We start from the raw sequence: 12,400 nt of genomic DNA, 5'->3' as shown, positions 1-12,400 counted from the left end.
GGAAATTCAGGGAATTGGAGATGGTCATGAAGAACGTGGTGATTGCCGGGGCGTCGCGCACGCCGATGGGGGGATTTCAGGGGGCGTTCACAGGGGTGACCGCGTCTGAACTGGGCGGGGCTGCGATCAAGGCCGCGCTTGAAGATGCGGGCGCCAAGCCGGACCAGATCGAAGAACTGCTGATGGGATGTGTGCTGCCTGCGGGTCAGGGTCAGGCCCCCGCGCGACAGGCCGGGTTTGCCGCCGGTCTGGGTCAGGCTGTGCCCGCGACCACGCTGAACAAGATGTGTGGCTCTGGCATGAAAACCACCATGTCCGCCTATGATCAGGTGGCGCTGGGCGGCACCGACATCATGGTCGCCGGCGGGATGGAAAGCATGACCGAGGCGCCTTACATTCTGCCCAAAATGCGTGGCGGTGCCCGGATCGGCCATGGCGCCGTGGTGGACCACATGTTCCTGGATGGCCTGGAAGACGCCTATGACAAGGGCCGCCTGATGGGCACCTTCGCCGAGGACTGCGCCGAAAAGTTCCAATTCACCCGCGAGGCGCAGGATGAATATGCGCTGAAATCCCTGTCGAACGCGCTTGAGGCGCAAAAATCCGGTGCGTTTGAGGGCGAGATTGCCCCGGTCACGATCAAGACCCGCAAGGGTGACGTGGTGGTGGGCGAGGATGAACAGCCCGGAAACGCGCGCCCCGACAAGATCCCGGCGCTGAAACCGGCGTTCAAAAAGGACGGCACGGTGACGGCGGCCAACGCATCCTCGATCTCCGATGGGGCGGCGGCGCTGGTTGTGGCCTCGGAAGAGGCGGCGAAAGCGGCTGGCCTGAACATCCGCGCCCGCATCATGGGCCACGCAAGCCACGCACAGGAACCCGGCTGGTTCACCACCGCACCGGTGCCGGCGGCACAGAAACTGCTGGATCGCCTTGGGTGGGCAGTTGACGATGTCGACCTGTGGGAGGTGAACGAAGCCTTTGCCGTGGTGCCGATGGCTTTCATGCACGAAATGGGCATCACGCGCGACAAGGTGAACGTGAACGGCGGGGCCTGCGCGCTGGGCCACCCGATCGGTGCCTCTGGCGCGCGCATCATCGTGACCTTGCTGAACGCGATGGAAAAGCGCGGCTTGAAACGCGGTGTGGCCGCGATCTGCATCGGCGGCGGCGAAGGCACGGCAATTGCGATTGAACGCGACTGATCCCTGACCTTATAAAGACAAGGGCGCGGCACGGTTCCGCGCCCTTTTTTTGTCGGAGGACACATGCCCCAGGTCAACTATACCGAACTGGCCCAGACCATCGCCGCTCTCACCGATGGCGAAACCGATGAGGTTGCGCTGATGGCCACCGTGACCTGCGAGGTGCACCATTCTGACGACCGGTTTGACTGGACCGGATTTTACCGTGTGACCGAACCGGAGCTCCTGAAAATCGGTCCCTACCAGGGCGGCCATGGCTGCCTGCAAATCCCGTTTTCGCGCGGCGTCTGTGGCGCGGCGGCCCGCATGGGCAAGGTGCAATTGGTCCCCAACGTCGACGCCTTCCCCGGCCACATCGCCTGCGCCAGCTCCACCCAATCAGAACTCGTCCTACCGGTGAAAAATTCGGGCGGAGACATCATCGCAGTGTTCGATCTCGACAGCAATCAGCCTGATGCGTTCACCGAAGAAGACGCAGAGGAACTCACCAAGATCCTCGCCGCCACCTTCACGCGCTGAGCGCCCGCAGTGCTCTCCCTATTTTCTGGTTAAAAATATCCTGGGGTGAGCCGCGAATGCGGCGAGGGGCTAGCCCCTCCAGGCTCACGAAGTGAGCCATGCCCAAGCGTGTCGACCAAAGGTCGTGAAAGCGCGGGAACACCTCTGCGCATGTTCTGAAACCGACCATATCCATGTCGCGATTCTGTTTGCGATCAGCGGTTTTTCTTCCCAATATGAAAAAACTAGTGAAAATTTCACGTCTGATTTCATACCGGCCATAGATAAAGACGTGAATCACCTGACCAGACACAGGTCAGGACCAACAAGGAGAGCGCAGCGTGCTGCAGACCGATCCAACAAAGCCGCAAAGCCTGGGCGCTGATCTGCGCGCATTGCGTAAACAGCGCGGGATGACGTTGACGGATCTTGCCGACCGTCTGGGCCGTTCGGTCGGTTGGCTGAGCCAAGTGGAACGAGACAAGTCGGACCCGTCGATTTCCGATCTGCGCTCAATCGCCGACGCGCTGGGCGTTCCGATGTCACTGCTTTTTGCCCATGGGTCTGCCCCGGCTGAAGAGAAGGGCTATGTGGTGCGTGAGGGCAGCCGCCGCCCGATGGGATCTGGCGAGGAAGGCCTGCGTGAAGAGCTGCTTTCGCCAGATCTGACCGATGATTTTGAAATGGTGCACTCTACCTTTGCGCCCAAATCCGCGATGCAAACCCCGGCCAACCGCCCCACGCAAGAGGTGGGGTATATGGTCTCGGGCAGGCTGGACCTGATCATCGGCGGGCGGTCCTTTACCGTCGGACCGGGCGATAGTTTCCGCATCAAACACGAACCCTATGAATGGGCCAACCCTTATGACGAACCGGCTGTGGCGATCTGGGTGATCGCCCCGCCGGTCTATTGATCGCCATGGGGGTCCTTGGGCCGATCCGTTGTCCTGCCTCTACCACACAGCGTGCGGCGGGGCATCCTCCCGGTGGTTTGAAACATCACCATCAAGTGACCGCGTCCGGGGTCTTTCCCCTTCCCGGACGAGGTTTTTTCCGAGGTCAAACCGCGACCCACCAGACAGGAGACCGAAGATGATCACAGGAAGCTGCCTCTGCGGTGCAATCACATTTACCACCAACGCCAAACCGGTGGGCGCATCCATGTGCCATTGCGGACAATGCCGCAAGCAATCGGGCGGCATCTGGTCGTCAGCGCAAGTGCCGGTGGATGATCTGACCATCACAGGCCCGGTCAGCTGGTATGCCGCCAGCCCCAGCGCCAGACGCGGATCCTGCCCCACCTGCGGGTCGTTCCTCTTTTGGCATGGAACCGGCGAGGACATGATCAGTTTTGCGCTTGGGGCGGTTGACGGCCCCACCGGTGTCACGCTGGAAAAACACATCTTTGTGGCCGACAAAGGCGACTATTATCAGATCGCGGATGGCCTGCCGCAACAGGAACAGTGACATGCTGAACACGCTTGCCGCCATGGACCCTTGGGTGATTGCCACCTTCATCGGCGCCTCGATCATCCTCTACGTGACACCCGGCCCCGACATGATGTTCATCATCGCCAGCAGCATCAAGGGCGGGGCGCGCGCCGGGGTGATGGCCACCGCCGGGATTATTCTGGGCGTGTTTTGCCACGTCATTCTGGCCGCAGCTGGGCTGGCGGTGCTGATCGCGGCCTCGCCCATCGCGCTGGACGTGATCCGATACGCGGGGGCGGCGTATCTGGCGTGGCTCGCCTGGAGCAGCTGGCGCTCGGTTGACCCTGCATCCAAGCGTGAAGGACGTGCGGACCTGTGGCGCGCGTTTCGCCGGGGGTTTGTCACCAATATCCTGAACGTCAAAGTGATCCTGTTTATCCTTGCTTTCCTGCCACAGTTCATCCGCCCCGAGGTCGGCCCCGAATGGCACCAGATCATAATCCTGGGCGTGATCCTGGCCATTGGCGGTTTCATTGCCGACGCGCTGATCGGGGTCTTTGCCGGGCTGGCGGCCGACCGCATCCGCCGCTCCACCCGCCTGATGAACCGTATTTCGGCCGTGATCTTCGGCGCGCTTGCCGCCCGATTGGCCCTCACCTGAACACAAAAACAACGAACACTCGCTCAACACGGAGACCGCAATGTCTGACTTTCCAACCAAAGCCCGCGTCGTCATCATTGGTGGTGGTGTGGTCGGGGCCTCGACCCTATATCACCTTAGCCTGAAGGGCTGGACCGATTGCGTGCTATTGGAAAAGAACGAGCTGACCGCAGGATCCACCTGGCACGCAGCGGGCAATGTGCCGACCTTCTCGACCAGCTGGGCGATCATGAACATGCAGCGCTATTCGACCGAGCTTTATGCCCGTCTGGGCGAAGAGGTCGATTACCCGATGAACTATCACCAGACCGGATCAATCCGCCTGGCGCACACTAAGGAACGGATGCAGGAATTTGAACGCGCCTGTGCGATGGGGCGCTACCAGGGCATCGGGATGGAGATCTGGACGCCGGAGCAGGCGAAAGAGAAATACCCCTTCCTTGAGATCCATGACCTGGCGGGTGTTCTTTGGGACCCGTCGGATGGTGATATTGACCCGGCGCAGGTGACCCAAGCGCTGGCCAAAGGCGCGCGCGACATGGGGCAGAAAATCCTGCGCTTCACCCCCGCCACCGGCGTGACCCAGAAGGAAGACAAGACCTGGATTGTGCACACCGAAAAGGGTGACATCGAATGCGATTACGTGGTCAACGCGGCGGGGTATTATGCCCAACGCGTCGGCGAGATGTTCAAACCCTATGGCGGCCGCACCGTGCCGATGATGGTGATGGAGCACCAATATCTGCTGACCGAACAGATTCCCGAAATTGAAGCGCACACCAAAAAGACCGGTAAGAAGCTGCCGCTCATTCGCGACGTGGATGTGTCCTATTACCTGCGTCAGGAAAAGGCGGGCTACAACCTTGGCCCGTACGAGCCAAACTGCAAAGCGCATTGGTTGGGCGACGACAAGATGCCCGAGGATTTCAGCTTCCAACTGTGGCAGGAAGATCTGGACCGGATCGAGGATATCGTCGTCGACGCCATGGCGCGTGTGCCGCTGATGGAAAGCTCGGGCGTGTCCAGTGTGATCAACGGCCCGATCCCCTACGCGCCCGATGGCCTGCCTTTGATGGGGCCGATGCCGGGCGTGGAAAACGCGTTTGAGGCTTGCGTGTTCACCTTCGGGATCGCCCAGGGCGGCGGCGCGGGCAAGGTCATGGCCGAATGGATCGTCGATGGCGCAACCGAGTGGGACATGTGGGCGGTCGATCCGCGCCGCTACACCGATTACACCGATCAGGACTATTGCGACCAGAAAGGCATGGAAGTTTACGGCAACGAATACGCCATGCACTTCCCCCGCCACGAATGGCCCGCCGCGCGCGACAAGAAACTCTCGCCGGTCCACGCGAAGGTCAAAGACCTGGGCGGCGTGATGGGGGCCTATAACGGTTGGGAGCGTGCCAACTGGTTTGCGCAGCCTGGCGACGACACCTCGCTTGCGGCGACGCATACCTGGGGGCGTTCCGGCCCGTGGGAGCAACGCATCAAGGAAGAATGCGAAGCGGTGCGCGATGCTGTTGGCGTGCTCGACCTGCCCGGCTTCTCGCGCTTCAACCTCGAAGGCGATGGGGCTGCCGAGTTTCTGCGGGGCCGCATCACCGGGGCGCTGCCGAAACCGGGTCGCATGAACCTCGTCTATCTCGCCGATGATCGTGGCCGGATCCTGACCGAGATGTCCTGTATGCGCCACGACGAGGATCATTTCACCATGATCACCGCGGCCTCGGCCCAATGGCATGACTTTGAGGTGCTGAAAAAGGGCCTGCCTGCGGGTGTCTCTCTGACAGATCATTCCACCGAATTTGGCACGATGATCGTCACCGGCCCCAAAACCCGCGAGCTGCTCAAAGCGATTGGCACGGAAGCAGACCTGTCGCTCGGATGGCTCACGCATCAGGACGCCACCGTGGCCGGCACCCCCTGCCGTCTGGTGCGCGTGTCCTTTGCCGGTGAATTGGGCTGGGAAGTGCATTGTGCCAATGCTGACCAGCCCGCGATCTATGACGCGCTTATCGGCGCTGGGGCCAAACCTTTCGGCATGTATGCGCTCGACAGCCTGCGACTGGAAAAAGGCTACCGCACCTGGAAGGGCGATCTCTCGACCGATTATTCGATGTTCGAAGGCGGGCTGGATCGGTTTGTGCGCCTTGACAAGCCACAGGACTTCCCGGGCAAGGCCGCGCTTCTGGCAGAGAAACAGCAAGGGTCGAAAAAGCGTTTTGTCACCATGATCGTCGACGCAGGCGATTGTGATGCGCCCTACATGTCCTGCGTCTGGTCCGGGGATGAGATTGTCGGGGAAACCACCTCGGGCGGCTGGGGCTACCGGGTGAACAAGTCGATTGCCTACGGCATGGTGCGCCCCAACCTCGCCACCCCCGGTACCGAGCTGGAGGTGGAAATCTACGGCGAGAAATGCCGCGCCGTGGTCCAACCGGACCAACCGCTCTGGGATCCCGACAATACCCGGATCCGCGCCTGACCGGCAAAGCCGCGTCCTTCCCCCTTTTTTTTCTGGCCAGAAATATCCCGGGGGAGGGCGCAGCCCGGGGGCAGCGCCCCCGTCCAGACAGGAGGACACTCATGACCGATCCGGCAAAGAGCGTGCCCGTACATGTCGAACTCCTTGTGGCCGAAGATTTCGTTCTGACCGAGTTGACCGCCGTCGTCGAGGTGATCCGACTGGCCAACCGCGTCACCGCACGCCCAGCTTTTGACTGGACGTTCCGGTCGCGCGTACCCGGGCAGGTGGGGTGCCGGGCCGGGGCCAGCATCACGGCGGGTCCGATCCCGGATCGTCCAACGGCGGATTATCTGTTTGTGCTGGGCAATTCCAACGCCGATCACCCGGACCTGTCGGTGCAACCAGTGATCAAATCCTATCTGTGGCATGGCGCGCGGGTTGTGCTGTTGGCCGAAGCCGCCAGCCGCTATATCGCGGAAACCGGCGAACAGGGCAAAGGCCACACCACCCATTGGGAAAACCGCGCGGTGCTGAATGAACGGGGCACGCCGGGGCAGGGGTCTTATGCGCTGGCGGCGGATGATGGCAAGCTGATCACCAGCGCGGGCATGGCGGCCACCTACGACCTGACCCTCTCGCTGATTGGTCGTCACGTCTCCGCCGCCGCCGTGACCACCGTGTCGGATATCCTGCTGCACGAAAACATCCGCGCCATGTCGAGCCTTCAGCCCTTTGGCGGCAAAGCGCTGTCACTCACCGGCAATAAGGCGCTCGATCAGTGTATCGAGCTGATGCAGACCAATCTGGAGGAACCGCTGCGGATCTCGGAACTGGTAGCGCTTCTGGGCATTTCCGAGCGTTCTCTGGAACGACATTTCCGGGCCTATTTCAACATTACCCCCAACGCCTATTACCGCGAACTGCGGCTCAACCACGCGAACACGCTTTTGCTTAATACCCGTATGTGCGTGCGGGATGTGGGGCTGGCCTGCGGCTTTCCCAACGGGTTCTCATCGCTCTTTCACCGCCACTTTGGCGTGACCCCAACCGCCTGGCGCAAGCAGGGGGAGGGAATGCGAACATATGTCTGAAAGCCGACAAAATTGGCGGATATGAGGCATAATTCGCGCGAATCTCATGCCAATCTTGGCGCATATCGCGAAACGCGACCCTGATATTCATCTTCGAATTGGAGGACAGACATGAGCAATCTACCGCAAAAGGCCCGTGTCGTTATCATCGGTGGTGGTGTGATCGGCTGCTCGGTGGCCTATCACCTGACCAAAAAGGGCTGGACGGATGTTGTGCTGTTGGAACGCAAACAGCTGACGTCGGGCACCACCTGGCACGCGGCCGGCCTGATTGCCCAGCTGCGCGCGACGGCCAATATGACCAAGCTCGCGAAATACTCGCAGGAGCTTTACGGATCCCTGGAAGAGGAAACCGGAGTGGCCACCGGGTTCAAACGCTGCGGGTCGATCACGGTGGCGCTGACCGAAGAACGCCGCGAAGAGATTTACCGTCAGGCGGCCATGGCGCGCGCCTTTGGGGTTGAGGTCGAAGAGATCTTAGCCGAGCGGGTGAAAGAGATGTATCCGCATCTGAATGTCGAGGATGTGAAAGGCGCGGTCTATCTGCCCAAAGACGGGCAGGGCGACCCGGCCAATATCGCGCTGGCCTTGGCCAAAGGGGCACGGCAACGCGGCGGCATTGTGAAGGAACGCATTAAGGTCACGGATGTCACCAAGGTTGGCCGCCGTGTCACCGGTGTCGATTGGGTGTCGGATGATGGCACGGACAGCGGCCATATCGCATGTGACATGGTGGTGAACTGTGCGGGTATGTGGGGCCATCAGGTGGGCCGCATGACCGGCACCAATGTGCCGCTGCACGCCTGTGAGCATTTCTATATCGTGACCGAAGCCATCGACGGGCTGACCCAGCTGCCGGTGCTGCGGGTGCCGGATGAATGCGCCTATTACAAGGAAGACGCGGGCAAGATGCTGCTTGGTGCCTTTGAGCCCAACGCCAAGCCCTGGGCCATGGATGGCATTCCGGACACGTTTGAATTTGATCAGCTGCCGGAAGACTTCGATCATTTCGAGCCGATCCTGGAAGATGCCTGCAACCGGATGCCGATGTTGGCCGAGGCGGGCATTCACACTTTCTTCAACGGGCCGGAAAGCTTCACCCCCGATGATGCCTATCACCTTGGGCTTGCACCGGAGATGGACAATGTCTGGGTCGCAGCCGGCTTCAACTCGATCGGGATCCAGTCGGCAGGTGGGGCGGGTCACGCGCTGGCCGAGTGGATGGATACGGGCGAGAAACCGTTTGATCTGGGTGACGTGGATATCAGCCGGATGCAGCCGTTTCAGGGTAACAAGCAGTATCTGTTTGAACGCTCCAAGGAAACGCTGGGCCTGCTTTACGCCGACCACTTCCCTTATCGCCAGAAGGCCACCGCACGCGGGGTGCGCCGCACCCCGTTCCATCACCACCTGAAAGAACAGGGCGCCGTGTTTGGTGAACTGGCTGGGTGGGAGCGCGCCAACTGGTTTGCAAATGAAGGCCAAGAGCGCGAATATCAGTATTCCTGGAAACGCCAGAACTGGTTTGAAAACTCCGCCGCCGAACACCGGGCCGTGCGCGAAAATGTCGGCATGTATGACATGTCGTCCTTTGGCAAGATCCGCGTGGAAGGCCCGGATGCGGAACGTTTCCTGAATTATGTGGGCGGCGGCGATTACGCGGTGCCCAACGGCAAGATTGTCTATACCCAGTTCCTGAACCGCAAAGGTGGGATCGAGGCCGACGTGACTGTGACCCGCCTGACGGAAACCGCCTATCTGGTGGTGACCCCTGCGGCGACCCGTCTGGCCGACCAGACCTGGATGATGCGTCATAAGGGGGATTTCAACGTGGTGATCACCGATGTGACCGCAGGCGAAGGCGTGCTGGCGATCATGGGGCCAAATGCGCGAACACTGCTTCAGAAAGTTTCGCCCAACGATTTCACCAATGCGACCAACCCGTTTGGCACCGCGCAGGAAATCGAGATCGGCATGGGCCTCGCCCGTGCGCATCGCGTGACCTATGTGGGCGAGTTGGGGTGGGAGATCTATGCATCAAGCGATCAGGCCGGGCATGTGTTCGAAACCCTGTGGGACGCGGGGCAGGACATGGGGCTGAAGCTCTGTGGTATGCACATGATGGACAGCTGTCGGATCGAAAAGGGGTATCGTCACTTCGGACATGACATCACCTGCGAAGACCATGTGGTCGATGCGGGGCTTGGTTTTGCGGTCAAGACCGATAAGGGCTGTGATTTCATTGGCCGCGAGGCGGTGATCGCCCGCAAGGAAACCGGCCCTAAGACCCGTCTGGTTCAGTTCAAACTGAGGGATGCCGAACCGCTGTTGTTCCACAACGAACCGATCATCCGGGATGGGGAATATGTGGGCTATCTCAGCTCAGGCAACTACGGCCATACGCTGGGCGGCGCAATTGGTCTGGGATACGTGCCGTGCGCGGGGGAAAAAGCTGCCGATGTGCTGGCCTCAACCTATGAAATCGACGTCTGCGGTGTAAAGGTAAAGGCCGAAGCATCGTTGAAGCCGATGTATGATCCCAAATCAGAACGTGTGAAGGTCTGATCGCCGATCATTCAGAACCGGGCGTTCAAGGCAGTGCGGTACACATTATGGCAATGACGCACCAACGGACAAAACTAGAATACTAGAAAACTAGTTTTCTGGTTTTATCGAAAACAGAAGGGCGGGTTGCGAACGAGCTGCTCGCCTTTTAATTGCTACGGGGGAAATTGCGACCGCGACAGCCGCGCTCAGCCGCGTTTCAGGCGGCCCGCAATCACATTGCTCAAAAGCCAGGTGGATTTCACCACACCGAACCCTTCGACCTGATGAAACAGCCGCCAGGTGGCGCTGATCGCTTTCACCTTATTGGCCGACAGGCTGTCGCTGCGCACCGTGTAATCGGTCAGGGGTTCACACAGACCATGGGCCAGCGGCACGCGTTCCAGAATGCGCAGCCACAGGCCGAAATCCTGCCGCATCCGCACGTCGGGCATCTCCACCAGCCCCAGCGCCTCGCGATCATACATCGCGGTACTGCAGGCAATCAGGTTCCCGCGCAAAAGCGTCTTGCGATCCACCTTTTCGGGCAGACGCACCTGGCGCGCGCTGCCATCATCAAAGTGCCGGACAAACTCGGTATAGGACAGCGGCGCATTGGTGGATTGCATGAAGGCCACCTGCCGGGTCAGTTTCTCGGGTCGCCAGCAATCATCCGCATCCAGAAAGGCCATATATCGCCCGCGCGCCGCCTTCAGCGCCCGATTGCGCGCCCGGGCCGCCCCGCCATTTGTCTTTGTATCAAGCACGCGAATGCGATCATCTTTGGCGGCCAGTTGTCGCGCCAGATCCATTGTCCCGTCGGAAGATGCATCATCCGCCAGGATCAACTCCCAATCCTCAAAGCACTGCGATTGGACAGAGCTAACCGTGCGTTCCAGATACCTGGCCGCATTATAGGTCGGGATAATTACGCTGACGGCTGGGGACTGCGCCATAGGATCTCTCAAGTATTTTGCGCGCTACATACAGTATTTTCCGCTTTAAAGCGAGTCTCGTGAAGATTTGCCCACACATCACGTTTCATGATGTTACATCGCACAGAATTGCCATCGCCCCACAGCAATCGATTTGCCATAGATATCCGGGTGAGGAGCGCGCCATGACCAAAGCAACAGACAACACCGATACGCCACGTGGGTTGGGATTTGTGATTTCGGCCTATCTGCTGTGGGGGTTCCTGCCGCTTTATATGAAGGCGCTGTCCCATGTGGGGCCGGCAGAGGTGGTGGTGCATCGGGTGATCTGGTCGGTCCCCGTGGCCGGGGCGGTGCTTTTCGCCATGGGGCGCACACGCGAGTTGCGCGAGGCGCTGGGCAATCCGCGTATGCTGATGCAGGGGGCGGTGACCGCCGCGCTGATTTCGGTCAATTGGGGCATCTACATCTGGGCGATTGCCAATGGGCAGGCGATTGAGGCGGCGCTGGGCTATTATATCAATCCCCTCTTCTCGATCTTCCTGGGTGCCGTGCTGCTGGGAGAGCGCCTGAACCGCATCCAGATGATCGCCATCGGGTTTGCAGCCATGGCCGTGTTGCTTCTGACGCTGGAGGCAGGCCGGTTGCCACTGGTTGCTGTTGGGTTAATGATCACCTGGGGCTTCTACGCCTATTTCAAGAAATCCCTCCCCATCGGCCCCAATCAGGGGTTCTTGTTGGAGGTGCTGATCCTTTCGCCCTTCGCTCTGGCCTATATGATCTACCTCGCTGCGACAGGTGAAGCGGTGTTTCTGACCGATACCTCCACCACACTCCTTCTCTTGGCGGCGGGCGTGGTCACCTCGGTGCCTCTGCTTCTGTATGCCAATGGCGCAAAAGATGTGCGGATGAGCACGGTGGGCATTTTGCAGTATATCGCGCCTTCGATGATCTTCCTGATTGCCGTCTTTGTCTTTGATGAACCGTTCGGGGGGATGCGCGTCTATGCATTCCCGCTGATCTGGTTGGCTTTGGTCATCTATACACTGTCGATGCTGCGGGCCTGGAAACGGGCCTGAAAGCCCAGCCTATACATTATATATAGGGGCCTGTTTGGAAGGGCCCGGATTGGTGAGCTTCGTTTCAGGAATCGCATGGCTGAGTCACGACGAATCCGAGCGATTCCGCTGCTGGAAAAATATTTTCGATCTTTTTTGACCTGAATCGCCCCGACTCTTGTGGTGGATTCTACCAAAACCAAGAGAGTCGCCCCGGTGGAGTCGCGAGTCTCATGCATGAAACCCCGGAAATCGGCCTGAATTGCGCATCTGAGCATGTCGGATCTGGCCGATAGTGGTTTGGAAAGGAATGATTTACCATCGTAACTCGCTGTATTCATTGGATATTCAAAAAACCTTCAAAAAACTCGTCGAATTTCGAAAAAAGGTGTTGCGGCTGGTGATGGATAACCTTAGAACCCACTTCACCGGCGGCGCTGAGGCGCACAACGGGACGCCAGACGGCGCGGACGACGGGGTCGAGAGACGCAAGAGGAAGCAAAGTTT

General features: G+C 59.8%; 11 protein-coding genes. 10 read left to right on the top strand and 1 reads right to left on the bottom strand.

Going from position 1 to position 12,400, the window contains the following annotated elements:
- The first annotated feature begins 26 nt into the window (after positions 1-26).
- The 8 genes from ACP15V_RS09300 (at position 27) to ACP15V_RS09265 (ending at position 9,921) form a co-directional block, all read left to right on the top strand.
- On the top strand, positions 27-1,205 hold the full coding sequence (locus tag ACP15V_RS09300; RefSeq protein ID WP_424943839.1) for an acetyl-CoA C-acyltransferase: 1,179 nt from the start codon (positions 27-29) through the stop codon (positions 1,203-1,205).
- 63 nt (positions 1,206-1,268) lie between these two features.
- Positions 1,269-1,724 carry a GAF domain-containing protein gene (locus tag ACP15V_RS09295; RefSeq protein WP_424943413.1) on the top strand — a complete coding sequence of 152 codons (456 nt, stop codon included), beginning with the start codon at positions 1,269-1,271 and terminating at the stop codon, positions 1,722-1,724.
- Between the two features lie 323 nt (positions 1,725-2,047).
- A complete protein-coding gene (locus ACP15V_RS09290; RefSeq protein ID WP_424943838.1) occupies positions 2,048-2,617 on the top strand; it encodes a helix-turn-helix domain-containing protein in 570 nt (189 codons plus the stop codon).
- A gap of 178 nt (positions 2,618-2,795) precedes the next feature.
- On the top strand, positions 2,796-3,170 hold the full coding sequence (locus ACP15V_RS09285) for a GFA family protein (protein WP_424943412.1): 375 nt from the start codon (positions 2,796-2,798) through the stop codon (positions 3,168-3,170).
- 1 nt (position 3,171) lies between these two features.
- On the top strand, positions 3,172-3,795 hold the full coding sequence (locus tag ACP15V_RS09280; protein ID WP_424943411.1) for a LysE family translocator: 624 nt from the start codon (positions 3,172-3,174) through the stop codon (positions 3,793-3,795).
- 40 nt (positions 3,796-3,835) lie between these two features.
- Positions 3,836-6,283: a GcvT family protein gene (locus ACP15V_RS09275; protein WP_424943410.1), complete on the top strand. Its 2,448-nt coding sequence runs from the start codon at positions 3,836-3,838 to the stop codon at positions 6,281-6,283.
- 101 nt (positions 6,284-6,384) lie between these two features.
- Positions 6,385-7,356, top strand: a complete 972-nt coding sequence (locus ACP15V_RS09270) for a GlxA family transcriptional regulator (RefSeq protein ID WP_424943409.1) — start codon at positions 6,385-6,387, stop codon at positions 7,354-7,356.
- A 111-nt stretch (positions 7,357-7,467) separates the two neighbouring features.
- Positions 7,468-9,921: a GcvT family protein gene (locus ACP15V_RS09265; protein ID WP_424943408.1), complete on the top strand. Its 2,454-nt coding sequence runs from the start codon at positions 7,468-7,470 to the stop codon at positions 9,919-9,921.
- 188 nt (positions 9,922-10,109) lie between these two features.
- Here ACP15V_RS09265 and ACP15V_RS09260 read toward each other — a convergent pair whose 3' ends face one another.
- Positions 10,110-10,856: a glycosyltransferase family 2 protein gene (locus tag ACP15V_RS09260; protein WP_424943407.1), complete on the bottom strand. Its 747-nt coding sequence runs from the start codon at positions 10,854-10,856 to the stop codon at positions 10,110-10,112.
- Between the two features lie 164 nt (positions 10,857-11,020).
- Here ACP15V_RS09260 and rarD point away from each other — a divergent pair, with 164 nt between their 5' ends.
- Both rarD and ACP15V_RS09250 read left to right on the top strand, forming a co-directional pair.
- Positions 11,021-11,914 (top strand): EamA family transporter RarD, encoded by an 894-nt coding sequence (rarD, locus tag ACP15V_RS09255; protein ID WP_424943406.1) that lies wholly within the window; start codon positions 11,021-11,023, stop codon positions 11,912-11,914.
- Positions 11,915-12,203: 289 nt separating this feature from the next.
- A partial coding sequence (locus tag ACP15V_RS09250; RefSeq protein ID WP_424943405.1) for a hypothetical protein occupies positions 12,204-12,400 on the top strand: 197 nt, incomplete at its 3' end.

Origin of the sequence: Aliiroseovarius crassostreae (genome assembly GCF_049803815.1) — a bacterium.
Lineage (GTDB): Bacteria > Pseudomonadota > Alphaproteobacteria > Rhodobacterales > Rhodobacteraceae > Aliiroseovarius > Aliiroseovarius crassostreae_A.
This window is presented reverse-complemented; position numbering and strand designations above follow the sequence as displayed.

Coding starts and splice junctions, on each gene's coding strand:
- ACP15V_RS09300 (WP_424943839.1), top strand. CDS start 27: ATGAAGAACGTGGTGATTGCCGGGGCGTCGCGCACGCCGATGGGGGGA.
- ACP15V_RS09295 (WP_424943413.1), top strand. CDS start 1,269: ATGCCCCAGGTCAACTATACCGAACTGGCCCAGACCATCGCCGCTCTC.
- ACP15V_RS09285 (WP_424943412.1), top strand. CDS start 2,796: ATGATCACAGGAAGCTGCCTCTGCGGTGCAATCACATTTACCACCAAC.
- ACP15V_RS09280 (WP_424943411.1), top strand. CDS start 3,172: ATGCTGAACACGCTTGCCGCCATGGACCCTTGGGTGATTGCCACCTTC.
- ACP15V_RS09275 (WP_424943410.1), top strand. CDS start 3,836: ATGTCTGACTTTCCAACCAAAGCCCGCGTCGTCATCATTGGTGGTGGT.
- ACP15V_RS09270 (WP_424943409.1), top strand. CDS start 6,385: ATGACCGATCCGGCAAAGAGCGTGCCCGTACATGTCGAACTCCTTGTG.
- ACP15V_RS09265 (WP_424943408.1), top strand. CDS start 7,468: ATGAGCAATCTACCGCAAAAGGCCCGTGTCGTTATCATCGGTGGTGGT.
- ACP15V_RS09260 (WP_424943407.1), bottom strand. CDS start 10,856: ATGGCGCAGTCCCCAGCCGTCAGCGTAATTATCCCGACCTATAATGCG.
- rarD (WP_424943406.1), top strand. CDS start 11,021: ATGACCAAAGCAACAGACAACACCGATACGCCACGTGGGTTGGGATTT.